Source organism: Schaalia odontolytica, from assembly GCF_024584435.1.
Taxonomy (GTDB): Bacteria; Actinomycetota; Actinomycetes; order Actinomycetales; family Actinomycetaceae; genus Pauljensenia.
In genome coordinates, this window is the sequence record NZ_CP102197.1 from 2,184,257 (window position 1) to 2,211,051 (window position 26,795).

The 26,795-nt window shown below is 69.0% G+C and carries 14 protein-coding genes; all 14 read left to right on the forward strand.

Annotated features, from left to right (window positions below; translation table 11 throughout):
* Positions 1–84 precede the first annotated feature (84 nt).
* The 14 genes from NQK35_RS09730 (at position 85) to ppdK (ending at position 26,624) form a co-directional block, all read left to right on the forward strand.
* The gene (locus NQK35_RS09730; RefSeq protein WP_257114054.1) at positions 85–1,365 is read left to right on the forward strand and encodes an adenylosuccinate synthase; all 1,281 of its coding nucleotides are present in this window, start codon (positions 85–87) and stop codon (positions 1,363–1,365) included.
* Positions 1,366–2,318: 953 nt separating this feature from the next.
* A complete protein-coding gene (locus NQK35_RS09735; RefSeq protein ID WP_193388518.1) occupies positions 2,319–3,242 on the forward strand; it encodes a hypothetical protein in 924 nt (307 codons plus the stop codon).
* 38 nt (positions 3,243–3,280) lie between these two features.
* Complete coding sequence (locus NQK35_RS09740) at positions 3,281–3,952, forward strand: heme-binding beta-barrel domain-containing protein (protein ID WP_257114055.1); 672 nt, start codon at positions 3,281–3,283, stop codon at positions 3,950–3,952.
* On the forward strand, positions 3,945–5,108 hold the full coding sequence (gene ygfZ / locus NQK35_RS09745) for a CAF17-like 4Fe-4S cluster assembly/insertion protein YgfZ (RefSeq protein WP_257114805.1): 1,164 nt from the start codon (positions 3,945–3,947) through the stop codon (positions 5,106–5,108). Before NQK35_RS09740 ends, ygfZ begins: the two co-directional genes overlap by 8 nt.
* Positions 5,108–5,617 carry a D-aminoacyl-tRNA deacylase gene (gene dtd, locus NQK35_RS09750; protein WP_257114056.1) on the forward strand — a complete coding sequence of 170 codons (510 nt, stop codon included), beginning with the start codon at positions 5,108–5,110 and terminating at the stop codon, positions 5,615–5,617. Before ygfZ ends, dtd begins: the two co-directional genes overlap by 1 nt.
* Positions 5,618–6,330: 713 nt before the next feature.
* On the forward strand, positions 6,331–8,799 hold the full coding sequence (locus NQK35_RS09755) for an ATP-dependent Clp protease ATP-binding subunit (RefSeq protein WP_034231190.1): 2,469 nt from the start codon (positions 6,331–6,333) through the stop codon (positions 8,797–8,799).
* A 249-nt stretch (positions 8,800–9,048) separates the two neighbouring features.
* A complete protein-coding gene (locus tag NQK35_RS09760) occupies positions 9,049–14,841 on the forward strand; it encodes an Ig-like domain-containing protein (protein ID WP_257114806.1) in 5,793 nt (1,930 codons plus the stop codon).
* A 75-nt stretch (positions 14,842–14,916) separates the two neighbouring features.
* On the forward strand, positions 14,917–15,882 hold the full coding sequence (locus NQK35_RS09765) for an AAA family ATPase (protein ID WP_009212551.1): 966 nt from the start codon (positions 14,917–14,919) through the stop codon (positions 15,880–15,882).
* Positions 15,883–15,902: 20 nt separating this feature from the next.
* On the forward strand, positions 15,903–17,129 hold the full coding sequence (locus tag NQK35_RS09770) for a DUF58 domain-containing protein (RefSeq protein ID WP_257114807.1): 1,227 nt from the start codon (positions 15,903–15,905) through the stop codon (positions 17,127–17,129).
* Positions 17,126–19,804 (forward strand): transglutaminase-like domain-containing protein, encoded by a 2,679-nt coding sequence (locus tag NQK35_RS09775; protein WP_257114057.1) that lies wholly within the window; start codon positions 17,126–17,128, stop codon positions 19,802–19,804. The genes NQK35_RS09770 and NQK35_RS09775 overlap by 4 nt, the downstream gene beginning before the upstream one ends.
* Positions 19,805–19,821: 17 nt before the next feature.
* Positions 19,822–21,339, forward strand: a complete 1,518-nt coding sequence (locus NQK35_RS09780; RefSeq protein WP_257114808.1) for a serine/threonine-protein kinase — start codon at positions 19,822–19,824, stop codon at positions 21,337–21,339.
* 137 nt (positions 21,340–21,476) lie between these two features.
* The gene (locus tag NQK35_RS09785) at positions 21,477–22,349 is read left to right on the forward strand and encodes a PP2C family protein-serine/threonine phosphatase (protein ID WP_009212547.1); all 873 of its coding nucleotides are present in this window, start codon (positions 21,477–21,479) and stop codon (positions 22,347–22,349) included.
* Positions 22,349–23,683: an FHA domain-containing protein gene (locus NQK35_RS09790; RefSeq protein ID WP_257114058.1), complete on the forward strand. Its 1,335-nt coding sequence runs from the start codon at positions 22,349–22,351 to the stop codon at positions 23,681–23,683. The genes NQK35_RS09785 and NQK35_RS09790 overlap by 1 nt, the downstream gene beginning before the upstream one ends.
* Before the next feature lie 223 nt (positions 23,684–23,906).
* Entirely contained in the window at positions 23,907–26,624 is a 2,718-nt protein-coding gene (gene ppdK / locus NQK35_RS09795) for a pyruvate, phosphate dikinase (protein WP_257114809.1), read from the forward strand.
* Positions 26,625–26,795: the final 171 nt, after the last annotated feature.

Genomic DNA, 26,795 nt, shown 5'->3' on the forward strand with positions numbered 1-26,795 from the left:
AGGATACCCCGCCTCGTTCAACCTCCGGTACGATGGACGCGTTGCGCGCACCCGCGCGACGCACCCAACTTAACGGAGATACTCATGCCCGCCGTCATCGTTCTCGGCGCCCAGTGGGGCGACGAAGGCAAAGGCAAGGCCACCGATCAGCTCGGTCAGCACACCGACCTCGTCGTGAAGTTCAACGGAGGGAACAACGCGGGGCACACAGTCGTCATTGACGGCGAAAAGTACGCGCTGCACCTCCTGCCCGCCGGTATCCTCTCCGAAGGCGTCACCCCCATCATCGGCAACGGCGTCGTTGTCGACCTGGATGTGCTCTTCGAGGAACTTGAGGACATCAGCGGGCGAGGCGTGGACTGCTCGCGCCTTCTCATCTCCTCGAACGCGCACATCATCGCCCCCTACAACCGCCTCATGGACCAGGCCAATGAGCGGGCGCGCGGCAACAACCTCATCGGCACGACCGGGCGCGGAATCGGCCCCACCTACGCCGACAAGATGAACCGCATCGGCCTGCGCATCCAGGACCTCTTCCACCCGGAGGAGCTGCGCGCCAAGGTGGAGGCCGCGCTGGCCCCCAAGAACACCATTTTCGAGGCCGTGGACCTTCCCGTCCTCGACCCCGCCGAGGTCTCCGACCACCTTCTGTCCTTCGCGGATCGTATCAAGCCGATGCTGTGCGACGTGTCCCTCGTGGTCAACGACGCGCTCGACCGCGGCGACACCGTGCTCTTCGAGGGCGGCCAGGCCACGATGCTCGACATCGACCATGGCACCTACCCCTTCGTGACCTCCTCCAACCCGACTGCGGGCGGCGCTCTCACCGGCTCCGGCGTTGGCCCAACCCGCATCGACCGCGTCGTCGGCGTCGCCAAGGCCTACACGACCCGCGTCGGCGAGGGTCCGTTCCCCACTGAGCTGGATGGCGAGGTGGGCGAGGAGCTGCGGCGCAGGGGCGGCGAGTTCGGCGTGACCACGGGTCGCCCGCGCCGCACCGGCTGGTTCGACGCCGTCGTCATGCGCTACTCCACGCGCATCAACGGCCTGACCGACATCTGCCTGACGAAGCTCGACGTTCTCTCCGGCTACGACATGATCCCCGTGTGCGTGGCCTACGAGGTGGACGGCGTGCGCACCGAGGAGATGCCCCTCGATCAGGCGGGCTTCGAGGCCGCCGTGCCCGTGTATGAGGAGCTGCCCGGCTGGCGTGAGGACATCTCCGGTGCGCGCTCCTTTGAGGAGCTGCCACGCGCCGCCCAGGACTACATCACACGCCTGGAGGAGCTGTCGAGGTGCCGCATCCAGTCCATCGGCGTGGGACCGGGCCGCGAGGCAACCATCGTGCGCTACCCGCTCATGTGAAGCGGTTGGCGGCTGAAAGGGGGCTGACGCATGCGCGTCGGCCCCCGCTGCGCTGTCCGGGCCTCGCCCGCAGCCCCGTGGTCGAGCCTCGTCGTGCTCTATCGTGTGGGAGCCTCGCGCGAGAGGCGGCAGTCTGTGACATCTCCACCGTCGCGAGGGGCAGCCGGGCCGCTGGATGAAACTCCAACCGCCCCTGCGTCGCCAGCCTGCGGGTTCTGTGAAACTCCAACCGCCCCTGCGTCGTCGGCCTGTGGGTTCTGTGAAACTCCAACCGCCCCTGCCTGCCCGAAATGGCGCAAAAATGACCCTTGCCGGGCGACAGGGGTGGTCGCGGTTTCACTGGGGGCGGGCGTGCCGTACGCAGGGGTGGTCGTGGTTTCACTGGGGGTGGGTGTGCTGTACGCGGGGGTGGTCGTGGTTTCACTGGGGGTGGGTGTGCCGTACGCAGGGGTGGTCGCGGTTTCAGTCGCGGTTGAGAGGAGGACGGACTCCGCGCAGACGCGCTGAGCCGCGCCCTCGGCGGGCGCGCCTCGGCGCCTGCAAGAGGACGGAAACCGGTAGCAGGGAACGTGCGGGTTGCGGGCGAGGTCGGCACAGACGTCCCGTGTCCCACACCGTGGCCGGGTGCCCCGCCATCGACGCCCGGATACGACAAAGCACGCCGAACCGAATGCGCCTGTCGGCGCGAAGGCCGCTCGTAGCGGCAGAGTTTGGAGCCCGGGGCATACCGGTCCGGCGTGCTCCACAACTGTACGGCGAAGGAACGCCTCGGCGCATCTTCGGCAGGCGTGCGCATACACACACTCGCTCGGCCCCTCCCCGCCTCCCGCCAGTCGGTGCCCCCCCGCGGCTGTCCCCCCGCGGCCGTCCCACCCCTGCCCCCGCCCCGCCACCGCCGCGAGGCGCGGGGCGGGGCCTCGCAACCACCGCACATGTGCGACGATGGAGGCGTGATGACATCAAGCCAGCCTCCCACGCGAACCCGAACCGGCCCCGACCGCGGGCGCCGCCGCGACACACCGGCGACCCTTCGTGTCCCAGCCGCCGTGGGCACGCTCATTGTCATGCTCCTGGCCGCGCTGACGATCGCGGCCTGGTGGTTGCCCGGCTCGCGGTGGAGCGTGGGTCCCGTCGTCGCGGTGGCATCCTTCCTTCTCGCCCTCGGGTGGCCTTCCCTCGCTCGCCTGCACATGCCGTGGCTCGCGCAGGCGGTCCTCGCTCTGGGGGGTGCGCTGACGCCGGTGGCCGTTGCCTACTGGAAGAACCTCGACATCGCGATCCCGCTGACGGGCATCACGCTGGTGGCCCTGGTTGCCGCCACGATTCTCGACGCGCCCGCTCCTCGGGACCACTCCGTCGGGCGAACGAGCGAGCACTGGGGTTCGACGTCCCTGACGGCGGCCCTGGCCTCGTCGGTGACCGCGCTCCTCATCATCACGGCCGGCTCGATGTGGGTGTCCCTGACCGTTCACGAGCGCTGGTCCGTCATCGTTCCCATGGCCGCTCTCATCGCGCTCGTCGCCGCCGCGTCGGCGCGAACTGGTCGCAGCTCGCGAGCCGTCGTCGTCTGGTCGATCATCATGGGGTTGGCTGCCGGCCTGGTCGCAGCCTCGGCGGCGTGGATCCTCGGCCAGACATCCGACCTGCTTCCCGTCGTCTTCCCCTTTATCGCCAGACGATTCGGAGACTTCGCCGCCTTCCTCACGCTCGGTGGCGTCACCGGATTCGGCGTGGGTTTCGCGGTGTCCGTCGTGGACGTGCTCCTGGGCGAGCGGACCTCCTCCGCGCAGCTGGCGAGCGTGCTCGGACGGGGAGCCGCGAAGTTCCTGGTCGCCGCCCTTCCGGTCTACGCGATGATCCGAATCGGCGGGATCTGAACCCGGCCCCTGCGGGTGTCAGACGCTAGGCTGGAGGCATGATGGTGATACCCGCTGATCTGCCCGCACTCGTCGCTCCCGTCGCGTGGATGCTCGGAACGTGGGAGGGGTGGGGCATGCTCGCCCGCCCCGACGCTTCGAGCCGGGGGGACGGGGACGGCGCCGCCGAGGACTCTCCCGTGGTCGAGGAGATCCGCGGCGAGGTCGTCGGAGACCAGATGCGCCTCGTGACGCGCGTCTACGCCGGCGTCTCCTCGACCCCGATCGATCCGACGTGGGACGCGGCCCGCGGGCTCTCCGCGATCACCAAGGGTGACCTCGTGAGTGAGGAAACGCTGTACGTGTCGGTCGCCCCCTCCGATGCCCCGCTTCCCCCGCCCGGGCAATACAATCCGCGAGAGTTCACGGCGACCTCAGCCTCGACCCAGGGGCACGCGGCGGTCTGGAACGGCGTGAGCGTGGGGCCGCGCGTCCAGATGGTCTCCGACGCGATCGCGCTGGGCGAGGGCACGCAGCGACTCGTTCACCTCGGGCGCATGTTTGGCCTGGTAGCCGGGGAGTTCATGTGGACGCAGGAACGCACGCTCGACGGGGAGCAGGAGGCGAGCGTTGAGATCTCGGGACGACTGATGCGAACCGCGCAGGCCTCGACGGAGTCGGGCGAACCCATCGACGGAATCGACGATTCTGAGGGTGGTTTCCTTGTCTGAGGAACGCCGCGCTGACATCCTCGACGAGGCCGTGACCTCCTTCGGCGCGACCCCACACTGGGGGGACCCCGCGGGCGAGCAGTGGGCGCTCGAGGGCGGGCGCGCCATCGTGGAGCGTCCCGATCTGGCGGTCATTGACGTGGGCGGCGCGGATCGGGCGACCTGGCTGACGTCGCTGGCGTCCCAGGTTCTGACCGGGATGGCGCCCGGAGACAGCCGCGAGCTGCTGATCCTGTCTCCCGAGGGACGCATCGAGCACTGGGCGGGCGCCAGCGACGACGGCGAGACGACCCACCTGATCGTGGAGCGTTCCGACGCGGACTCTTTCGTTGAGTTCCTCGAATCCATGCGCTTCGCGCTGAGGGTGAGCGTGGGCGTGCGCGACGCGGTTGTCTTCTCGTCCGTGCGCGCCCGAGCCAACACCGCCGACGCCGCTTCGGCCCTGCCCGGGATCGAGTGGACGTGGGAGGACCCGTGGCCCGGGGTCGCCGAGGGCGGCGCGGCGTACTTTCAGGGCGAGCGTCATCCGGGCGCGCGCACGCCGATGATGTACCACGTGGCCTCGCCCGAGGGGGCCGCCAGCTTCGAGGACGCCTGGCTGGGTGTCACCGAGGGAGGGAGTCGTCGCCGGGCCGGCATCTTGGCGTGGGAGGCCATGCGCATCGCCGCGTGGAAGCCGCGCCTGGGACGCGAGGTGGATGCTCGCACGATCCCGGCCGAGGTGGACTGGCTGCGCACCGCCGTCCACACCGATAAGGGCTGCTATCGCGGGCAGGAGACCATTGCTCGCGTCATCAACCTGGGGCGTCCGCCGCGCCGCCTCACCTACCTGCAGCTCGATGGCTCGCGCGCCGACCTGCCCGCCCCGGGCACTCCCATCGAGGTCGGGGGGCGACAGGTTGGGGTGATCACCTCGGCCGCCCGCCACGCCGACGAGGGGCCGGTGGCCCTGGCGCTCCTGGCTCGCGCGCTTCCCGTGACGACGGTCTTCGACATTGACGGGGTGGCTGCCGCGCAGGAAGAGATCGTGCCCCAGCACGGCAAGTCCTCCATCTCCCCGCAGACTCGTCCCGGGGCCGACCTGTCCCGCGAGGCGGGCCAGCGCGGCGGGGCGAGCGGATTCGGTGGGCTCGGTTCCGCGCTGGGGGCGCGCTGATGCGAGCCGTTATTCAGCGCGCGACCTCGGGGGAGGTGCGGGTCGGCGGCCGCGTCGTCGGACGCCTCACCTTCGGCGAGGGACCCCTCGGGCGCGCGGGGGATGAACCCGGCGCCCCGGCGAAAGCCCGCGTGGACGGCGAGAGCGCGCAGGCGCGCCAGGGCCTCGTGGTCCTGCTGGGGGTCCGGCGAGGCGACGGCCCGGAGCAGGTGGCCACCGTTGCCCGCAAGATCGCGGAGCTGCGTGTCCTTAACGGCGAGGTCAGCGCGTCGGAGGCGGGCGCCCCGATCCTTCTCATCTCGCAGTTCACGCTGTATGGGGACACGCGCAAAGGTCGGCGCCCCTCGTGGGCGCACGCCGCTCCCGGGGAGGAGGCGGAGCCTCTCGTTGACGCGGTCGCGCGGGAGCTGCGCGCGCGTGGCCTGCACGTTGAAACGGGCCAGTTTGGTGCGATGATGGAGGTCCGCCTCGTTAACGACGGACCGTTTACGGTTCTGGTGGAGGCCTAGCTCGCGGGGCCTGCCGCCCGGCCTCGCTCGCTGAGCGTTTCTGTGGTCGCGGTGCCCGCGTGCGCTGCCGCGCCGCCGGACCGTCGTGGTTTGTTGGCCGGTGCCGTGCTGTGGGTTTGTTGGCCTGCCGTGGGTCCGGCTACGCGCACGTTAACCCACTAGGTGGCCGCTTCGGCCCGGTAGGTGGCGGTGTAGGCCCAGCTACGCGCACGTTAACCCACTAGGTGGCGGGTGGGCGGGGTGGCCCACGCTCCACTAACTGGGCTAACCTGCGCAGCTGCCGGGCCCACGCTCCACTAACTGGGCTAACCTGCGCAGCTGCCGGGCCCACACGGCCAAGTAGTAGGCGAACGAGCACGAGGCGCGAGGCACAAACCACGAGGGCTTGCGGAGCCGACCCGGCACGTGAGGAAGATGGCCCGTTCCGAAAGCCGTAACGTCGCAATCTCGAGCGGGCCCGGCGCGTGCGGAAAACGGCGTTCCCGGCGTCGCGGGACGTGCCGCCCAGAGGGAGTCGGAGGGCCGATTCCGTCCCGGCCTCGTCGAGAGGGTCCCGTCCGGCGAGCTTGCCCGCACACTCGCCGCCCCATGCCCTGCGCCCAGGGCGAAAGCGCGCGCACGCCGTGAGCTGGCCTCGTAGTCTGGTAACCAGTCAACTGGGATGGGTCTGTGCCGAGTTCGGCGCGGTGGACGCCCCTGAAATGAGGAGAGGCATGTTCGAACGCTTTACCGACCGCGCTCGCCGGGTCGTCGTGCTCGCGCAGGACGAGGCACGCGGTCTCAAGCACAACTACATCGGCACGGAGCACCTGCTGCTCGGCCTGATCTCGGAGGGTGAGGGCGTCGCCGCCAAGGCCCTGGAGACGATGGAGATCAAGGGTGAGGCCGTGCGCGCCTCGGTCATCGAGATCATCGGCGAGGGCGAGAAGCCGGTTGAGGGCCACATTCCCTTCACCCCGCGCGCCAAGCGCGTCTTCGAACTGAGCCTGCGTGAGGCCCTGCAGCTGGGCCACAACTACATCGGCACGGAGCACCTGCTGCTCGGCCTGCTCAAGGAGGGCGAGGGCGTGGCCGCCCAGGTCCTTACCAAGCAGGGGGCCGACCTGGCGCAGGTGCGCCAGACGGTCATCCAGATGCTGTCCGGCTACCAGCGCGGCGACGAGGAGGGCCGAGAGTCCGTGGGAGCCGGCGTGGGTGGCACCGGCGGCCCCGAGCGCTCCAACTCGGCGATCCTGGAGCAGTTCGGTCGCAACCTGACGCAGGCCGCGCGCGAGAACAAGCTGGATCCCGTGATCGGGCGTCGCACGGAGATGGAACGTGTCATGCAGGTCCTGTCGCGGCGCACGAAGAACAACCCGGTGCTCATCGGCGAGCCGGGCGTCGGCAAGACCGCCGTCGTTGAGGGGCTCGCCCAGGCGATCGTGGCGGGCGACGTGCCCGAGACGATCAAGGATCGGCAGATCTACAGCCTCGACATGGGGTCGCTGGTGGCGGGTTCGCGCTATCGCGGCGACTTCGAGGAGCGCCTGAAGAAGGTGCTCAAGGAGATCCGCACGCGCGGGGACATCATCTTGTTCATTGACGAGATTCACACGCTCGTTGGCGCGGGCGCCGCGGAGGGGTCGATCGACGCCGCCCAGATGCTCAAGCCGATGCTGGCGCGCGGCGAGCTGCAGACGATCGGTGCGACCACGAACGACGAGTACCGCAAGTACATCGAGAAGGACGCGGCGCTGGAGCGTCGCTTCCAGCCGGTGAAGGTGGACGAGCCCAGCGTCGACGAGACGGTGGAGATCCTGAAGGGCCTGCGCGACCGCTACGAGGCGCACCATCGCGTCATCATCACGGACGCCGCGATCCAGGCGGCCGCGGAGCTGGCCGACCGCTACATCTCGGATCGCTTCCTGCCCGATAAGGCCATCGACCTGGTCGACGAGGCGGGCGCCCGCCTGCGGATCCGCCGCATGACCGCCCCGCCGGAGCTGCGCGAGCTCGACGAGAAGATCGCCGAGGTACGCCGCAACAAGGAGGCGGCCATTGACGACCAGGACTTCGAGAAGGCGGCCTCCCTGCGCGACGAGGAGTCGAAGCTCGCGGAGGAGCGCAAGTCGAAGGAAGAAGCCTGGAAGGGCGGGGAATCCGACGAGATCGCCGAGGTGGGGGATCAGGAGATCGCCGAGGTCCTGGCCATGTCGACGGGTATTCCGGTCGTGCGCCTGACCCAGACGGAGACCGCGAAGCTGCTCAAGATGGAGGATGAGCTGCACAAGCGCGTCATCGGGCAGGACGAGGCCGTCAAGGCCCTTGCCCAGTCGATCCGCCGCACGCGCAGCGGCCTGAAGGATCCGAACCGTCCCGGCGGCTCCTTCATCTTCGCGGGCCCGACGGGCGTGGGTAAGACGGAGCTGGCCAAGGCGCTCGCCGAGTTCCTCTTCGGGGATGAGGACGCTCTGATTCAGCTCGACATGTCGGAGTTCTCCGAGAAGCACACGGCCTCGCGCCTCTTTGGTGCGCCTCCCGGCTACGTCGGCTACGACGAGGGCGGGCAGCTGACGGAGAAGGTGCGCCGCAAGCCGTTCTCGGTTGTTCTTTTCGACGAGGTCGAGAAGGCTCACCCGGACATCTTCAACTCCCTGCTGCAGATCTTGGAGGAAGGCCGCCTGACCGATTCCCAGGGCCGCAAGGTGGACTTTAAGAACACGGTCATCATCATGACGACCAACCTGGGGACCCGCGACATCAATAAGGGTGTTCTCACGGGCTTCCAGACGGCGGATCACTCGACGCACGACTACGGCCGCATGAAGGCGAAGGTCGCGGAGGAGCTCAAGCAGCACTTCCGGCCGGAGTTCCTCAACCGCGTCGATGACACGATCGTGTTCCCGCCGCTGACCAAGCCGGAGATCGCCCGCATCGTGGATTTGATGATCGCGAAGCTGGCCAAGCGCATGGAGGCTCAGGATATGCGACTGCAGCTGACGGACGAGGCGCGCGAGCTCCTCGCGGACGTCGGCTTCGATCCGGTTCTGGGAGCCCGCCCGCTGCGTCGCGCCATTCAGCGAGAGATCGAGGACGCGCTGAGCGAACGCATCCTGTTCGGAGAGCTGCAACCTGGTCAGGTTGTCACGGTTGGCGTGCAGGAAGAGGGAGGCGAGCGCTCCTTCACCTTCAACGGGGAGTGATCTTCTCGCCAGTTGCGCCGGGATGACAAGTGTGTGGTTGGTGGTAAAGCGACCGTCGCTCTGTGAGAGAGCCCCCTCTGGTTGTTAGGTAATCGCCTGTCTGATAGATTCTGATTAACTATTGGATTCGTGTGAACTCGTGCCACACTATGTTTAGGGCACTGCTCATCTATCGAGAGAAGGGTCATGACCTCGCGACCGCGACGACACCTGACTAGCGTGAGGCGACGCCTGCCGTCGGCCATCCTCATGCTGGTCGTCGTTGCACTCTGCATCGCGGGCGTCATCTACCGGGGCGCGGAAGTCACCCAGGTCAACGTCAACGACGGTGGCATCTGGGTGACGAACAAGTCGAAACAGATGGTCGGCCACCTCGACTACGAGGCCCGCATCCTCGACGGTGCGCTGCGCACCGAGGCCACCAACTTCGACGTGGGTCAGGCGGCCGAGACCGTCACCGTCTCCGACCTCAGCTCCCTCACGGTCGCTCCGGTCAACGTCACTCAGGTCGCCCTCGGCGCCCCGACCGCTCTGCCCGCCGGTTCCATTGCGATGCAGGGCGGCGACGTCCTGGGCGTGCTCAACGCCGCCGACGGCACCCTGTGGACGACGTCCGCGTCCTCCCCGAGCCCCTCCAACCTCGCCGAATCAGCGGCTCTAGCCTCGAACATGGGGGCCAGCGCCTTCGTGACCGGCGAGGACGGGTCCGTCTACTCCCTCTCGGCCTCGGGAACGCTCACGACCGTGAAGCATCGCGGCTCGGTTGACGAAACGAAGACGAGTCAGGTCGCCGGGATCTCCGAGGACGCCCGCCTGTCCATGACGGTCGTCGGCGATCAGGTTGTCGCCCTCGATGCGGCGTCCAACACGCTCTACCTCCCGGGGAACAAGACCCTCGACCTCGGCGCCGCCGGTGTCGAGTCCGGCGGCGTCCTGCAGCAGGCCGGACCGAAGGACGACTCGGTCCTGCTGGCCACGGCCACGTCCCTGGTCGCGATCCCGCTGGCGGGTGGGCGCCCCTCGATCACGCCCGCCGCCGAGGGGTCCCCGAGCGGCATCCCGGCGGCCCCCGTGCGCCACGAAGGCTGCGCCTACGGCGCGTGGAGCGGATCGGGGGCGTACGTGCGCTCCTGCAAGGACCCGTCCTCGAACAAGCAGATGGTGGTTGACACGCTCACCTCCGCCCGCGAGGTTGTCTTCCGCACCAACCGCAAGGCCATCGTCCTCAACGATGTCGCCGAGGGGGACGTGTGGCTGCCCGACTCGAACATGGTCCTCATGGACAACTGGGACGAGGTCGAGAACCAGCTCGAAGAGAGCGAAGAAGAGCAGGACAGCCCGGAGCTCACCAACGAGGTGGCCGACCCGCAGCAGCGCGAGGAAAACACCCCGCCCGAGGCCGTCGACGACGAGTTCGGCATCCGCCCGGGGCGCTCCACCGTCCTGCCCGTCCTGGACAACGACTCAGACCTGGACGGGGACGTGCTGACCGCCACCCCGACCTCGCAGCCCGGGTGGGGCTCGGTGGTCGTGGCGCGCAGCGGGCGCGCCCTGCAAATCGAGGACGTCTCGGCGGACCAGAGCGGATCCACGTCCTTCACCTACGACGCGTCGGACGGGCAGGCCTCCGCCTCCGCCCGCGTTCAGGTCACGGTCCATCCCTACGGGCAGAACGAGGCGCCGGTTCAGGTGCGCTCCTCCTCCGTCAAGATCGGGGTGGGCGCGCGGATCCAGTACCAGGCCCTCAGCGACTGGCGTGACCCCGACGGCGACCCGATCTACCTCAAGGACGTGCAGGCTCCCACCGGCCTGAACGTCTCCTTCGTCGAAGACGGCACCGTGACGATCAACGAGGAGGGCAGCTCCGCCGGGCCCAAGACCGTCGTCCTGACGGTGGCGGACGACCAGGGGGCCGAGGCGCGCGGCGAGCTCGTCGTGAACGTCCAGGAGGCGGGAAACCTGCCGCCCTCGGCCAACGGCGACCTCTTCCAGGCCCACCCGGGCGAGACCGTCACCCTCGACCCGCTCAGGAACGACACCGACCCCAACGGCGACCCCCTGTCCCTCGCCGCCGTCTCCGGAGCCCCGTCGGGCGTGACTCTCACCCCGGATCTCGACCGCGGCACCATCGACTTTCGGGCGCAGCAGCCCGGGTCCTACTCCTTCGCCTACACGGTCTCCGACGGGATCGCGACGACGCTGGGCATCATCCGCGTGGAGGTCGTGGCCGCGTCCTCGGTGCGCCCCGTCGCGGAGAACGACACGGCCGTCCTGCCCCAGGGCGGGTCCGTGCTGGTCAATCCCCTCGGCAACGACTATGACCCCGCCGGAGGGATGCTCTCCGTGACCTCGGTGGATACATCGAAGGCGCCCGAGATCGAGGTCGCGCTCATCGAACGTCACCTCCTGCGAATCACTGCCCACGCGGGCATCGATAAGACGGCGACCTTCTCCTACACGGTTTCCAACGGCCAGGGAAACGCCACCGCCGAGGTGACGGTGATTCCCGGCGCTTCGGATCGTTCCGACCTGCCGCCCATCCTGGCGCCCGACCGGGCAAAGGTGCGCGTCGGCGACGTCGGAACCGCGTCGGTCCTGTCCAACGACCGCTCCCCGGCCGGCCTGAGCCTCCAGGTCGAGTCGACCCTCGAGTACGACCACGCCTCGTCGGTTGGGACGCCCTTTGTGACGGGTAACCAGGTGCGCCTTGAGGCGGGAACGAGTCCCGGGCTTCTCGAGGTCGTCTACTCGGTCATCGACTCCGCCGGCAACCGCGCCTCCAGCACCGTCACCTTCGAGGTCATCCCGGACACCGAGAGCAACGAGGCCCCCCGTCCGAGGACCCTCAACGCGTGGACGAGCGCCGGCCAGGCCGTGACGATTCCCGTCACGCTGAGCGGCATCGATCCCGATGGCGACTCGGTGACGCTGGTCGGCGTGGACTCCTCGCCGACCCAGGGCGTGGCCACCGCCTCGGCCACCTGGATCGACTACACCCCCAACCGCGGGGCGGTGGGCACCGACACCTTCACCTACACGGTCGAAGACCGCAAGGGAGCGCGCGCCTCCGCCCGCGTGCGCGTCGCGATCTCCCCGTCACCCACCTCCAACCAGAACCCCGTGGCCGTCCCGGACACCGTGCAGGCTCGCCCTGATCGCGTCCTCAACATCAACGTCCTGTCCAACGACGTCGATCCCGACGGCGACACGCTCTCCCTGGACGAGGACGGCCTGACGACGGCCACGCCCGCGCTCAATCCGCAGGTCCGCTCCGCGACCACGATCTCCGTGCGCACCCCATCCGAACCCGGCAGCTACGCGGTCGCCTACACGGTCTCGGACGGCCGAGGCGGCTCCGCCACCGGTTTGGCCACCATCTACGTATCCGAGGACGTCCCCCTCAAGGCCCCCGTCGCCCGCGACGACTACGTGGCCTACACGGAGCTGCCCGAGGACGGGTCGGCCGTGCGCGTGCGCGTCGTCGACAACGACGACGACCCCGACGGGTCGGTTGACGAGCTGAAGGTCACCACCGGCGAGTCCGGGGTGAACGTGAGCGGCCAGGACCTGCTCATCCCGGTCTCCGACCAGCTGCGCCTCGTCGTCTACACGATCACCGACCGCGACGGACTGACCAACTCCGCCGTCGTCACCGTGCCCGGACGCAACGGCACCGCGCCCTTCCTGAACAACGCGAACCTCCCGATCGAGGTGGACGCGGGATCCCAGCGCACGATCTCCCTCTCCGACTACGTCATCGTGCGATCGGGGCGCTCTGCGCAGCTGGTGGAGGGGTCCTCTCCGGCCGCCCAGGCGGGGCTGACGTCGGTGAGCGCCGAGGGCGCGACGCAGTTGACGATCAGCGCGGCCGAGAGCTTCTCCGGAAACACGGCATTCACCATTCAGGTCAGCGATGGGGATGACGCGGGCGCTCTGTCATCGAGCCTGTCCGTGCCCGTTCGAGTGCGCGCGACCCAGAACCAGCCGCCCACCTTCACCCCGACCGGCGTGCGCGTCGAGGCCGGGGGCGAGGCCGTCACCCAGAACCTGGCGCTCGGAGTCACCGACCCCGAGGGCGGCGACCCCTCGACCTTCACGTACGCGGTGGGGAGCGTTCCCGACGGCATCAGCGCCTCGGTGTCGGGTTCGACCCTCACCGTGACCGCGGCCCAGGACACGGCCCGAGGCCCGGCCGGATCCATCGGGGTCAGCGTGACCGACACGGACGGAAACTCGGTGTCGGGTTCCGTCCCCGTCGAGGTCGTGTCCTCCTCCAAGCCTCACGTCAGCGCGCCTGACTACCAGGAACGGGGCCGGGTCGGCGAAACGGTGAGGGTGGACGTCGCCTCCCGGGCCATCAACCCCTTCCCCGATTCCCCGCTCACCCTCGAGGGCGCGGTCATGGGCCTGGGAGGCGGGCAGGTGCGCGCCGAGGGAACGGTCGTGTCGATCACCCCCGACGAGGTGGGAACCATCAAGGTCACCTACCGCCTCAACGACTACCTGGGCGACCCGTCTCGCTCGGCCCAGGGCAACATCGTCGTCACCGTCGTCGGCGCGCCGGGTGCCCCCACGGGAGTGCGCGCCGAGGCGAGGGGGACGAGCGGCGCTCGCGTGACCTTCACCCCGGGCGCGGCCAACGGCGCCACCGTCACCGGCTACCGGGTGCTCGACGCGGACTCGGGCCAGCAGGTGTCGGCCACCTGCACCGCCGGCTCGTGTACGGTCGATGGTCTCAGCGCCGGTCGCGGCTACTCCTTCTCCGTTGTCGCCACCAGCAGCGAGGGCAACTCAGAGCCCTCCGCGCCCTCGAATACGATCAAGACGGTGGGCAAGCCCAGCCAGATGGTTGCGCCCAAGGTGGAGGCCGGTGACTCGGTGTTGAAGGTCTCGTGGGTGGCACCGGAGAATGACGGCGGGTCGAAGATCGACCACTACGAGGTCCAGGTCAACACCGACGAACCGATCACCGTGCATGGACTGTCGACCACGCTCTCCGTGGTCAACGGGCATGACTACGCCGTTCGGGTCCGGGCCGTCAACGGCGAGGGTCAGGCCGGACCGTGGTCCTCGCCCACCATCGGACGCCCCCACCCCTCGCACGTCGCCCCCGATGAGCCGGTGGTCACCGTGACCACCGAACGCTGGGAGGGACAGGGCCAGATCGTGGCGAAGGTCTTCGTCTCGTGGACGGTCGGCAACAGCGGCGGCAGCGGATGGGGGACAACCACCGTCACCGTCAACGGCGAGTCTTACAACGTTACGGCGGACGAGGACCAGCGTAAGACTAAGAAGGTGGTCCTCGAGGACTCGGTGACCTTAGCGACCGTGACCGTCACCGTGCGCAACGCCGAGGGCGACGCCACCACGTCGGCCCCCCAGACCGTGCGCATCCCGCCGAACCCGAACACCCCGCCCTTCGAGATCGACCCGCCGACGATCACGGCGACGGGTAACTCCGGCCAGCTCCACGCCACGAACGTCAACGTCAAGCCCGGACGCGGCTACCTCGCCAACGAGCTCACCGTGTTCTGGGGAACGAGCGGCGCCGACTGCTCCGCCAAGGCCCGCTCTAACGACACCAACCGCAGGGTCCAGGGCACGAACTTCGTGTGGTTCGGGGGAGATGAGGCTAACGGGGTTCCGCAGAACTTCTACTTCTGCCAGATCTCGACCTCGGGCCTGGTCTCGAGCGCCATCAGGGTCACCGGCACGCCGAGGAACGACCACGCCGTTCCGGACAAGGATTGGGCGAACATCGAGATTCGCGCCGACTACGTGCCCTACCCCGACGGCGGCTTCGCGGTGGGAATCCGCCGCACCAAGGAGACCGAGGGCCTGTGCACCTACGGTTGCCGGCTCAAGGTCGTCGATTCGGCGACCGGCCAGACGATCTACAAGCAGAGCGACGCCGTCATATCGCCCACCGAGACACCGGGTCTTCGGGTCGAAGGCTCCATACTGCCCGTCGACGAGCCCTATCGAGTTGCCCTCTACATCACCCTGTCGACGGGCAAAGAGATCATCAAGTACATGCACTAGGGCACGGTCCGGGCGGGAAGGCCCGGAACCAGCACACCGACAACCAACACAACGACCGAAGAGAAAAGGATACTCATGTCACTGTCCATTGAGGACGCGACGCGTTTCGCCCAGGTTTTCAAGAGCCTCGTCAACGGGGTCTCCGTGGCGGTCTTGGACAAGCGCCAGGCGGTTCGCCTCGCGCTCACGACCATGTTTGCCGGAGGACACCTGCTGCTCGAGGACGCCCCGGGCACCGGCAAGACCGCCCTGGCGCGCGCCATCAGCGCCGTCATCGATGGCACGCACTCGCGTATCCAGTTCACCCCCGACTTGCTTCCCTCCGACATCACGGGCGTGAACATGTTCAACCAGAAGACCGGCGAGTGGGTCTTCCACGCGGGCCCCGTCTTCGCCGAGATCGTCCTGGCGGACGAGATCAACCGCGCTTCGCCCAAGACCCAGTCCGCCCTGCTGGAGGTCATGGAGGAAGCGCAGGTCACGGTGGACGGCGTGCGTCGCCCCGCACCCCAGCCCTTCATGGTCATCGCGACCCAGAACCCCGTCGAGCAGGCCGGAACATACCCCCTGCCCGAGGCCCAGCTCGACCGCTTCCTCATGAAGACCTCGATCGGCTACCCGTCGCGCAGCGCCATGATCGACGTCCTCGACGGCTCGGCATCCCCGGACCGCTCGAAGAACCTCCAGCCCATGGTGTCCGGCCAGGACATCGTCGCCTGGTCCGCCCTGGCCGCGGACAACCACACCGACCGCGCGGTCCTGGACTACGTGGCGGCCCTGGCGGAGGCCACCCGCGAGGACGAGTCCTCCCTGCTGGGCGTCTCCACGCGTGGCGCGATCGGCATGGTCCGATGCACCCGCGTGTGGGCGGCCGCGCAGGGGCGTAACTTCGTTCTGCCCGACGACGTCAAGGCCCTCGCCGTGCCCGTGTGGGCCCACCGCATCGTCGTTGACCCCGACGCCGCGTTCTCCGGCGCGACCTCCGAGGGCGTCATCCAGCGCGCCCTCACCTCGGTCCCCGCACCCGCGGTCGGCGCGTAAGGATCCTCCCGGTAGCAGTGATGGAAGGGAAGCGTTCGGATAGCGCGGACGGGGTGCGGCACCGCAGGGAGCAAAGCGCTCGTGTGCGCCCCGTCGCGGCGCTCACGGGCGCCGTCACGCCGATCGGCTGGGCCGTCATCGTGCTCATCGTCGCCGGCGTCGCGGTCGCCGCAGCGTTCCAGTGGGTCGAGGCGTTGGCGTGCGCGCTTGCGGGCGTCGTCGCGCTCGTGCTGGCGGCCACCCGCGTCGCGTGGAAGCCCCCGCACCTCGTGTCGATCCGCGTCCCCAACGAGCGCATCGTCGCCGGCCAGACGGCCGTCGGCGAGATCATGGTGCGTAACGAACGCAACCGTCCCGTGCGGTCGGGCATCATCGAGTTGCCCATCGGCTCGGGCACCGGTGAGTTTGTCGTGCCCCCGCTGGGCGCGCGACGCTCGTGGGACGAGATGTTTCTCATCTCCTCGCGTCACCGAGGCCTCATCAACGTCGGTCCGGCGCGCTCGGTGCGCTCCGACGCCCTCGGCCTGCTGCGCCGCGTGCGCGTGTGGGACGAGCCCGTCATCCTCCACGTGCACCCGCGCACCGTGCGCGTTCCCTTCGACGCCACCGGCTTCCAGCTGGATGTCGAGGGCGTGTCCACGGGCAGGCTCTCCAGCTCCGACGTGTCCTTTCACGCGCTGCGCGACTACGAGCCCGGAGACGACCGGCGTGCCGTCCACTGGCAGTCGACCGCTCGCCTGGGCAAGCTCATCGTCCGCCAGTACGAGGAAACGCACCGTTCCCACCACGTCATCGTGCTGGACACCTCCCGCGACGTCTGGGATCACGAATCCTTCGAAACGGCGGTCTCCGTCGCCGCCTCGCTCGCTCTGGCCAGCCTGCGCGAGTCCCGTCCCGTGTCCGTGACGACGACGGAGGACTGGCTGCCGTCGGGCAGCGCCATGCGCCTGCTGGACGCCCTCTCCGAGGTGGGGGCGGGTGCCGGAGGGGAGTTGTCCCTGCGCGTGCGCGAGGCCGTGGCCGAGCGTCCCGGCGTCTCGGCCCTCACCCTCGTGGTGGGTCCGAAGGTGAGCGACGTCGACGCCGCTCACCTGGCGCGACTGGCCCCCATCGACGTTCCGGTCTCCATCATCCGAATCGGTTGCGCCGAGGGGCGAACCAGGCGAGACCTCGGGCGGGGCGTCCTCCTGGACTGCGCGCGCCTCGATGACCTGCCGCGTATCATCGTCGCCGGAGGGCTTGCATGACCACCAGCGTTGATACCAAGCCGCGCGCGCAGAGGGTCGACTCGCAGGCCGAGACCGCACCGGCGACGCCCGTCGCGACCCGCGCGCGCGCGGACGCAGCTCCTTCCGCCTCCGCCCGCCCCCGCGCCAACGACCGTCCCCCCGCCGGCTCGCAGGGGCCTCGCCACAAGACGACGCGTTCGCGCCTGCTGACCATCACGCAGCGTTTCGCGACGTACCGGTCGAAGCTGCCGATCTGGTCCCTCCTGGTTCTCGCCCTCCTCTTCGCCGGGCCCATCGCGGCCTTCGAACCCGTCTTTGGCGGGGGAGTCGGGGCCATCGCCGCCGGAGCCGGCGTGGCCTGCGGCCTGGCGATTGCCGCGGCCTCGACCCACTGGCGGTGGGATGCGCTCACGACCGTGTTGAGTGTCGCGGTGACCTACTTCCTGGGCGGCAGCGCGGCCGCGCTGCGCTCCGAGGCGCTGTTTGGCTTCCTGCCCACGGGGCAGACCCTGCAGGTCATGGTGCTCGGGTCCTTCCGCGCGTGGAAGGATCTACTGACGCTGACGCCCCCGGTGTCGGTCTACTCCGGCCCGGCCCTCGTGCCGTGGATGAGCGGCCTCATCCTGGCGCTTCTGGCCGGCCTGATCACTGCGCGCGCCGGACGCGCCGTCCTGGGATCCATCCCCGTCGTCGTGATGGCGGTCATCGCCGTGTTCTTCGGGCTGACGCACTATCCTCTTCCGCTCGCGCCCGTCCTCGCCTGGTGGGCGCTGCTGGTCGCCTGGTGGGCGAGCGCCGCCCAGTACCAGAGAATCACCCTGGGCCAGGATGTGCTGGTGGGACGAAAGAGCTCGCCCGGCGGCGAGGCCACGGTCGGGCGTCGTTCTCGCTCGACGGTCTACGTGGGAAGGCGGGCGGTTGGCGCCATCCTCGTCCTCGCGGTTTCCGTCGCCGTGGCGATGCCGGCCGCGGCGTTCCTGGGCTCCCCTCGCGGACGCATCGTTGGCCGCGACCTGATTCACCCGCCCCTTGACGTCCAGGCCTACCCCTCCCCGATGTCCTCCTTCCGCCACTACACGACGGACCTGAAGGACGAGACGCTGCTGACCGTGTCGGACCTGCCCGAGAACCAGCGCGTGCGAATCGCAGCGATGGACGTGTACGACGGCACGACCTTCGGCATGTCCCAGAAGCGAGGCGACGGGCACACGGGGTACATCCAGGTCCAGACGACCATCCCCGGACGCTCCCAGGGCGCCTCCGTGGTCACGCTGACGACCACGGGGCTGTCGGGCCCGTGGGTTCCCGTCCTGGGAACACCCTCGCAGATCGCCTTCACGGGGGCGCAGTCCTCCGAGCAAAAGAACGGCCTCCACGTCGATACGTGGGCGAACGCGGCGCTGACGACCGGTCCCGCGGGCTCCATGAGCTATAACGTGACCACCGATTTTGTCGCGCCCGTGCGCGACGAGGAGCTGGCCAACCTCGTGGCGCTGTCCTCCACCTCGGAGGACAAGAACGTTCCCGACGGCGTCGCGGAAAAGGCCGCGGAGCTCACGCAGAACGCCTCGACCCCGCTCGCGGCGGCGCGCGCCATCGAACACTACCTGGCCACGAACGGCTACTACCTCAACGAGAACACGCGCTTCTCGCGGCCGGGCGTGCGCACCGATCGGCTGGAGCGCATGCTGACCTCCGACGAGAATCTGATCGGCGACGACCAGCAGTACACCGCGCTCATGGCTCTCATGCTGCACCAGTTGGGGATCAACGCGCGCGTCGTCATGGGAGCCTACCCCGAGGGCGGCTCCCAGGGGGGCGCCGCGACCCTGCGTGGATCCGACATTCGCGCGTGGGTTGAGGTCGAGTTCTCGGGCGGCGTCTGGGGCGTGTTCGACCCGACTCCGCCGCGCGACCACGTGCCGCAGACCCAGGTTCCCAAGCCTCGGTCCGTCCCTCGCCCGCAGGTCCTGCAGCCGCCGGAGCCCCCCGAGCCCCCGGCCGAGATGCCTCCGCCCACGCGTGACCAGAACGCCGACCCGCTCAAGCCACCCGAGGCGGGCCTGCCCTGGGGCATCATCGCCGGAGTGTCGGGCGCCATCCTCCTCCTCGCGCTGCCGCCCCTGGCGATCCTGGCGTTCAAGGCGGGTCGGCGCAGGCGTCGCCGCAGGGCGGCGGCCGGTGATGCGCTGGTGGGCTCGTGGGACGAGGTCGTGGACCTGGCCGCCGACTCTGGCCTGCGCATCGAGCTGGGACGCACTCGCCAGGAGACCGCGTGGGCACTGTCCTCCCAGTGGCAGCTGGGGGAGGACCCGGGCGACCCCTTCGCCCTGGTGACGGGTGAGATGCGCAGCGGCGAGGACGGGTCGACCTCGTCCTCCGACCGCGGCGACGCCGGTGGCAGGGGACGCTACGTGATTGACGGGTGGAGCCGCTTCGGCGGCGACGTTCCTTCTCCCGTTGTGATCGCTCGCTTCGCCGACGTCGCGAACTTTGCCTCCAACGGTGCCTCCCGCGACCGCGCGCGCGCCGCGTGGGCCCAGGTGGGACAGCTGCGAGACCAGGTGTCCAAGCGTGCGGGCTTCTTTGCGCGCGTGCGCCGGGCGCTGTCCCTGCGGAGCCTGCGTATGCGCCGCAAGCTGCGTCTGAGCGCCCTGATCGAGCGCACGATGCGAGAGGAGATCGAGCGGTGAGTCCAGCCGTCGCAGGCATGAGGGGGCCGGAGATTCCGGGATTTAGGTGGGTTCGTCCCCTGGGGCAAGGCGGTTTCGCCGACGTGTTCCTCTACCGTCAGGAGCTGCCGAGCCGGGACGTGGCCATCAAGGTGGTGCGCGCCCAGGGGGATGAACGGGGCACGAAGGAGCTGCATCGCGAAGCCGACGCCATGACGCTCCTGTCGGGTCACCCCTCCGTCGTGGAGTTGCACGGCGTGGGAACGACGGCAGACGGGCGGGCATACCTCGTCATGGAGTACTGCCCGGTTGCCGACCTCCTCACGCAGGTTCGTGCGCGGCCCATGTCGCTCGAGGACGCCCTGGACACGATGATCAAGATCTGCGGCGTCGTCGAGACCTTCCACTGGCAGGGCTACGTGCACCGCGACATCAAGCCCTCGAACATCATGCTGGACGCCTACGGCAAGCCTGTCCTGGCCGACTTTGGGGTCGCGTCGAAGGTGGGAGCGCTGGAGGTCGGTGCTTTCGACGGCTTTTCGGTCCTGTGGGCGCCCCCGGAGCAGCAGGACGTGAACTCGCCCGCCTCCCCCCTGCAGGACGTGTGGGCCCTGGCATCGACGACGTGGACCTTCGTGACCGGGCGCAGCCCCTTCGAGGATCCGATCGGAGACAACTCGGCGGCATCGATCGCCAACCGCGTCCAGCGGGGGCGCGTGCGCGGCCTGGGACGGGCGGATGCCCCCTGCGAGTTGGAGCGCGTGTTGCGGGCGGCGATGGCGGTGGACCCGGCGGAGCGCACACAGTCGGCGAAGGAGTTCGGCGAAGGGCTTCAACGGGTTCAACAGGAGCTCGGCTACCCGCGCACGGAGATGGAGATCAAGGAGAAGCGATCGAAGAAGGTCCAGGCTCCTGCGGTCGGCACCGACGACAAGACCCGCCTGCGCGCGGCCCCCGTGATTGACCCCGAAGCGACGCACATGCGCCCCTCTCCCTACTCCTTCGAGGGGGGAAGCGGCTCCGGCGGCGTCGAGGCGGTCGCCGACTCGTGGAAGAGCGACCGGGACGGCGACATCGACGAGGTCTCTGCTCGCCGCAAGGTTGAGGAGACGGCGGCGCCCGCCAAGGGCCTGACCCCCGTGACGGGGATGATCCTCGTGCTGTTGGCCGCGATCATCGCCGCCGGCTTGGCTGTGGCGATGCTGCGCGGTCAGGGGTCTTTCACGCGCATCACGCCGGCACCCGAGACGAGCACGGCGTCGGCCACGCCGGGTGACGCGGTGGGGGTTGCCCCGCCCCAGGTCACCGATTTGACGGGGAGTTACGCGGGCGGGCTGGTGGAGTGGACGTGGACCGCGCCTGCGGGTGCCACCGACTCCGAGACGGCCTACGCGTACGAGGCCTCGGGCGCGGGAGGAACCTCCCGCGGGCGCGTCAAGGAGACGACCGTTCGCGTCGACGGCGCCAGCGGAGACAACTGCGTGGAGATCACGACGGTCGCCCGCTCGTCGGGGCGCATGTCCGATCCGGTCCGCGCCTGCATCACGGTCCCGTGAGGATGCTCATGACGCCGCCTACGTTTTGTTGTCTTTCGCGCTTTTCGGATGCTGCGGGCCTCACGCGCCCCGTGTGTAGAATGGTGGACGTAATGCGTCACGCTGCGCGAGTTGCGCAGCGGGAAAGATGAAGGCAGATGGCTCTCGATGAACATGCGGAGCGCCCCGCGGTTCGATGGGGTGCCTCGACCGACATTGGCCCGGTCCGAGCAGAAAACGAGGACTCGTGGCTGGCTGTCCCACCCGTCTTTGCGGTCGCCGACGGCATGGGCGGGCACCTGGGCGGGGCCCAGGCCTCGTCGACGGCGGTCCTGATCCTGCAGGAGTACCTCAGCCCGGGCAGGCTCGGGGATCGGCCGGTGGATCTGGTGGATCTGTCCGTTGCGATCGACTCCGCGGCCACCGCGGTGGCCTCGTTGGCTCCCGCCGACAATCCGATGAGCGCGCCGGGCACGACGCTGTCGGGCCTCATGGTGCTGCACACCGCCGAGGGCCCCTACTGGCTGTCCTTCAACGTGGGGGACTCGCGCGCCTACGTCGTGGGTGGAGGCGGGGTCCGTCAGCTCACGCATGACCACTCGGCGCTGCAGGAGGCCCGCGACCTCGCGGCGACCTCCGGGGCGCCCAGGGTGATCCCGCCGGCGAATGTCGTGACGAAGGCGCTGGGAGCCGGGCAGTCGGGTGGCGTGAAGGCTGACTACACGATCATGCCGTTGGAAGAGGGCGATCGGGCGGTGATTTGCACGGATGGCGTGCACGGGGTCCTGTCGGATTCGCAGATGTGCGCCCTGGTTGCCGCCGGGAACGGGCCGCAGGGTGATGCCGATGCGCTCGTCCGGGCTGCCCTCGAGGGGGGAACGCGTGACAATGCCACTGCCGTTGTGGTTTACGCAGGAACCGAATCGCGAGTAACATTGCCTTCGAATGTCATGAGTCGCATGATTCAACCAGTACGTCCGGCGTCGATCGAGACAGCTCGCCGGATTCCTCGAAGAAAAGGCAGTAACTGATGCTTCAGATTGGACGCTTCCTGTGTCGCGGACAGGGCGCGATGCTCGTCACCGGCCCGCTCGGTGCAGCGTTGGTTCCGCTGAGTTTCGCTGATTCCGCGGCAGACGTCGTGTGGGGGCGCGCGGATACGCAGGCGTGGCTAGCGCACGTGCAGGCCGAGCAGGGGGACGCCCTGCTCCTGGACTGCGCCGGCGAGCAGCCCTACCTGACCGTTCTGGGCAACATTCAGCTGCGCATGCGCGCCGCCGGCCAGATCACGGAACAGGTGTGGACCGACCCGATCTGGGCGTGGCCCTTCAACCCAGGCGAGTGGCAGACCTTCGAGGCCACCATCATTGAGGGCGACGAGGTCACGTGGATGGTGCCCGCCGCCGACCGCGTTGAGGCTGCCGAGATTCGCATTGGTCGCGCGCTCGATGAGGTGGAGGCGATGTCCTCGCTGCCCGTCGACACGATGGGTTTCCTCATCAATCCCGACATCTCCACCCACGAGCGCCGGGCACTGCGGGAGGCTCGCGAGGAGCTTCCCGAGCCGACCCTGCGCACCGCCTCCGTCGATCTCGAGGCCCTTGAGGCGCAGTTCCTGGCCGCAACCAACAAGGCGCCGGTGTTCCTGTCCTCCTCGAGGGCATCGTCGGCCGACGAAGGCGAGGCCGGTGCGGATGCTACCGATGCCCGGGAGTCGGCCGCCGATCGCGCCGAGGACAAACCCGTGAAGTCGGCCGAGCAGCCCTCCGGGGAACTCTACGTTGTCGCTGCCACGGAGGAGCCCCCGATCGACACGGCAGCCTCCTCCGATCGAGTCGAGGACTCGGAGGCCAGCGAGGAACCGACCCCGGGGTCCGCCCCGGAGCCGACCCCCGAACCGGCTGCGGAGTCTCCGACCGTTCCCGAGGCGATGAGCGCCGTGGGACTGGCCGGCCTGAACGCCGAGACGGACACCGAGGCCACGATCTTGCGCCTGGCCCCCGTCAACTCCGGCCCCGCCGCACCCGTCGCCTTCCTGATCCACGGCGGAACGGTGCCCGTGGAGGTCTCGCGTGACGTGGTCATCGGTCGAGACCCCGATGCCTCTGCCCTCACCGGTCGTCCTCCCGCCACCGTCCTGCGTGTGCCCAGCCCCGCGACGGAGATTTCTCGCTCGCACTGCGCCGTCATGATGACCGCTCCCGGCTCGTGGGCGCTCATGGACCTCGGCAGCGCCAACGGAACGGTCCTGCGTCACGCGGACGGTTCCTTCCAGGACGTGACCCCCATGGTCACCTTGGCGCTCAACGACGGCGACCTGATTGACGTCGGCGAGGGGACCACCATCGAGTTCCGCGTGCGCTGACAAGTCGGTGACGCTTCGCGCGTGGGGCGGGTCTTGTGGCTCGCCCCACGCGTTTCTTTCTGCCCCGACTCGTTCGGCGGGCGCACCCTAGGACGCCTTGTCAAGACAATGGGGCGTCGTCGCGCCATCAGGTGACCTAGGTCCCTAGAGCAGTGTATTCTTGCCTGTGGTAGCGACCCGCGCGCGGGTCGGTCATCGCAAAACAAGGAAGTTGAGGACCACGATGGTCAAGTATGTGTACGACTTCTCCGAGGGTGACAAGTCCATGAAGGACCTGCTCGGAGGCAAGGGAGCGAACCTCGCAGAGATGACGAAGCTCGGTCTGCCCGTTCCCCCCGGGTTCACGATCACCACCGAGGCATGCCGCGCATATCTCAAAGAGTCGACGGTTCCCGAGTCGCTGGCCACCGAGGTCACCACCGCGCTGCGCGGCGTCGAAGACCAGATGGGTCGCCAGCTGGGCGATCCTTCCGACCCGCTCCTAGTCTCCGTGCGAAGCGGCGCGAAGTTCTCCATGCCCGGCATGATGGAAACCGTTTTGAACATCGGGCTCAACGATGAGTCCGTTCGCGGCCTCGCCGCCGTTAGCGGTAACGAACGCTTCGCGTGGGACTCCTACCGCCGCCTCATCCAGATGTTCGGCAAGACCGTCCTCGACATCGACGGCGACCTCTTCTCCGACGCCCTCGACGCCCTCAAGGCCGAGCGCGGCGTCGTCGGCGACACCGACCTGAGTGCCGAGGACCTCAAGGGCCTCGTCGACACCTTCAAGGGCATCGTCAAGGAACAGACCGGCAGCGACTTCCCGCAGGACCCCCGCACCCAGATGGACATGGGCATCGAGGCCGTGTTCCGTTCCTGGAACACCGAGCGCGCTCGCATCTACCGTCGCCGTGAGCGCATCCCCCACGACCTGGGCACCGCAGTCAACATCTGCACCATGGTGTTCGGCAACATGGGCGAGAACTCCGGCACCGGCGTCTGCTTCACCCGCGACCCCTCCTCCGGCCACTCCGGCGTCTACGGCGACTACCTGGAGAACGCGCAGGGCGAGGACGTCGTCGCCGGCATCCGCAACACCCTGCCGCTGTCGGCCCTGAAGGAGATCAACAGGCCCGTCTACGACGAGCTGCGCTCCATCATGCGCAAGCTCGAGACCCACTACCGCGACATGTGCGACATCGAGTTCACGGTCGAGCGCGGCAAGCTGTGGATGCTCCAGACTCGCGTCGGCAAGCGCACCGCCGCCGCCGCGTTCCGTATCGCCACCCAGCTCCTGGACGAAAAGCTCATCACCCGCGACGAGGCCCTGGGGCGCGTCACCGGCGACCAGCTCACCCAGCTGATGTTCCCCCAGTTCGACGCCAAGGCCGATAAGGAGCTCATCGCTCGCGGGATGGCGGCCTCCCCGGGCGCCGCCGTCGGCAAGATCGCCTTCAACAACGCCCAGGCCGAGGCCGCCGCCGCGAAGGGGATCAGGACCGTCCTCGTGCGTCGTGAGACCAACCCCGATGACCTGCCCGGCATGGTCGCCGCCGAAGGCGTCCTGACCGCGCGTGGCGGCAAGACCTCCCATGCCGCCGTCGTCGCCCGCGGCATGGGCAAGACCTGCGTGTGTGGAGCCGAAGCCCTCGTCATCGACGCCACCGCCGGCACCGTCACCATCGGCGACATGGTCCTGACCGCCGACGACACGATCGCCATCGACGGCCAGACCGGCGAAATCTTCCGCGGCGAGGTCCCGGTCACCGACTCGCCCGTCACGACCTACCTCGCCGAGGGGCTTGAGGCCGGTGTCGCCGCGGCCGGCGCGGACCAGGGGACCCGAGAGCTCGTCGAGGCCGTCGACAAGCTCCTCTCCCACGCCGACAAGGTCCGCCGCCTGAGCGTGCGTGCCAACGCCGACACCCCCCTCGACTCCAAGCGCGCCATCGACTTCGGCGCCGAGGGCATCGGCCTATGCCGCACCGAGCACATGTTCCTGGGCGAGCGCCGCCCGCTCGTCGAGCGCGCGATCCTCTCCGCCCCCGAGTCCGAGGAGCGACAGGCCGCCTTCAACGAGCTGGAGAAGCTGCAGAAGCAGGACTTCCTCGAGATGCTCGAGGTGATGGACGGCAAGGCCATGACCGTGCGCCTCATCGACCCGCCGTTGCACGAGTTCATGCCCGCCCTCATCCAGCTGGAGACGAAGGTCGCCGTCGCCAGGGCGACCGGCACGCTCGATCCCGCCGACGAGGCGATGCTCGTCGAGGTCCGTCGCATGCACGAAGAGAACCCCATGCTGGGCCTGCGCGGTGTGCGCCTGGGCATCTACCTGCCCGGCCTGTTCGCCCTGCAGATGCGCGCCCTGTGCGAGGCGGCCGCGCAGCTCGTTGCCCGCGGCCTCGACCCGCGTCCCGAGATCATGGTCCCGCTCGTCGGCTCCGTGCGTGAGCTCCAGCTCGTGCGCGAGGAGGGCGAAGGCATCATTGCCTCCGTCGCCGCCGCTCGGGGCGTCGACCTGTCGGGCGTGTCGATTGGCGCCATGATCGAGCTGCCGCGCGCCGCCATGACGGCCGAGGACCTGGCCGAGGAAGCGGACTTCTTCAGCTTCGGCACCAACGACCTGACCCAGACCGTGTGGGGCTTCTCGCGCGACGACGTCGAGGGCGTGTTCTTCCCGCAGTACATCGAGGCCGGCATCTTCGGCGTCTCCCCCTTCGAGTCCATCGACGTGCACGGCGTCGGCACCCTGGTCTCCGAGGGCGTGCGCCGCGCCCGCTCGACCAAGCCGAACATCAAGCTCGGCGTGTGCGGCGAGCACGGTGGTGACCCGGCCTCGATCCACTTCTTCCACGGCGTGGGCCTGGACTACGTGTCCTGCTCGCCGTTCCGCGTCCCCGTCGCCCGCCTTGAGGCTGGCCGCGCCGCGGTTGAGGACCACGTGGACATGACCGCCTGATCGGCGGCCGTGTTGTGCCGAGCGCCGCTGATTGAGCGCGACGAGGCCGTGACCGGTTCGGTCACGGCCTCGTTCCGTTGTGGGTGGGGTGCTGTGGGCGGGGGAGCGTGTGGTAGATCGGCCCATCTACTGGTGGTGTTAACCCACTTGTGCACAGCTAAACCCATTTAC

Bases quoted from the DNA above. Each gene is read 5' to 3' on its own strand.
- NQK35_RS09760 (WP_257114806.1), top strand. From the start codon at position 9,049: ATGCTGGTCGTCGTTGCACTCTGCATCGCGGGCGTCATCTACCGGGGC.
- NQK35_RS09735 (WP_193388518.1), top strand. From the start codon at position 2,319: ATGACATCAAGCCAGCCTCCCACGCGAACCCGAACCGGCCCCGACCGC.
- ppdK (WP_257114809.1), top strand. From the start codon at position 23,907: ATGGTCAAGTATGTGTACGACTTCTCCGAGGGTGACAAGTCCATGAAG.
- NQK35_RS09785 (WP_009212547.1), top strand. From the start codon at position 21,477: ATGGCTCTCGATGAACATGCGGAGCGCCCCGCGGTTCGATGGGGTGCC.
- NQK35_RS09755 (WP_034231190.1), top strand. From the start codon at position 6,331: ATGTTCGAACGCTTTACCGACCGCGCTCGCCGGGTCGTCGTGCTCGCG.
- NQK35_RS09780 (WP_257114808.1), top strand. From the start codon at position 19,822: ATGAGGGGGCCGGAGATTCCGGGATTTAGGTGGGTTCGTCCCCTGGGG.
- NQK35_RS09765 (WP_009212551.1), top strand. From the start codon at position 14,917: ATGTCACTGTCCATTGAGGACGCGACGCGTTTCGCCCAGGTTTTCAAG.
- NQK35_RS09775 (WP_257114057.1), top strand. From the start codon at position 17,126: ATGACCACCAGCGTTGATACCAAGCCGCGCGCGCAGAGGGTCGACTCG.
- dtd (WP_257114056.1), top strand. From the start codon at position 5,108: ATGCGAGCCGTTATTCAGCGCGCGACCTCGGGGGAGGTGCGGGTCGGC.
- NQK35_RS09740 (WP_257114055.1), top strand. From the start codon at position 3,281: ATGATGGTGATACCCGCTGATCTGCCCGCACTCGTCGCTCCCGTCGCG.
- NQK35_RS09730 (WP_257114054.1), top strand. From the start codon at position 85: ATGCCCGCCGTCATCGTTCTCGGCGCCCAGTGGGGCGACGAAGGCAAA.
- NQK35_RS09790 (WP_257114058.1), top strand. From the start codon at position 22,349: ATGCTTCAGATTGGACGCTTCCTGTGTCGCGGACAGGGCGCGATGCTC.
- NQK35_RS09770 (WP_257114807.1), top strand. From the start codon at position 15,903: ATGGAAGGGAAGCGTTCGGATAGCGCGGACGGGGTGCGGCACCGCAGG.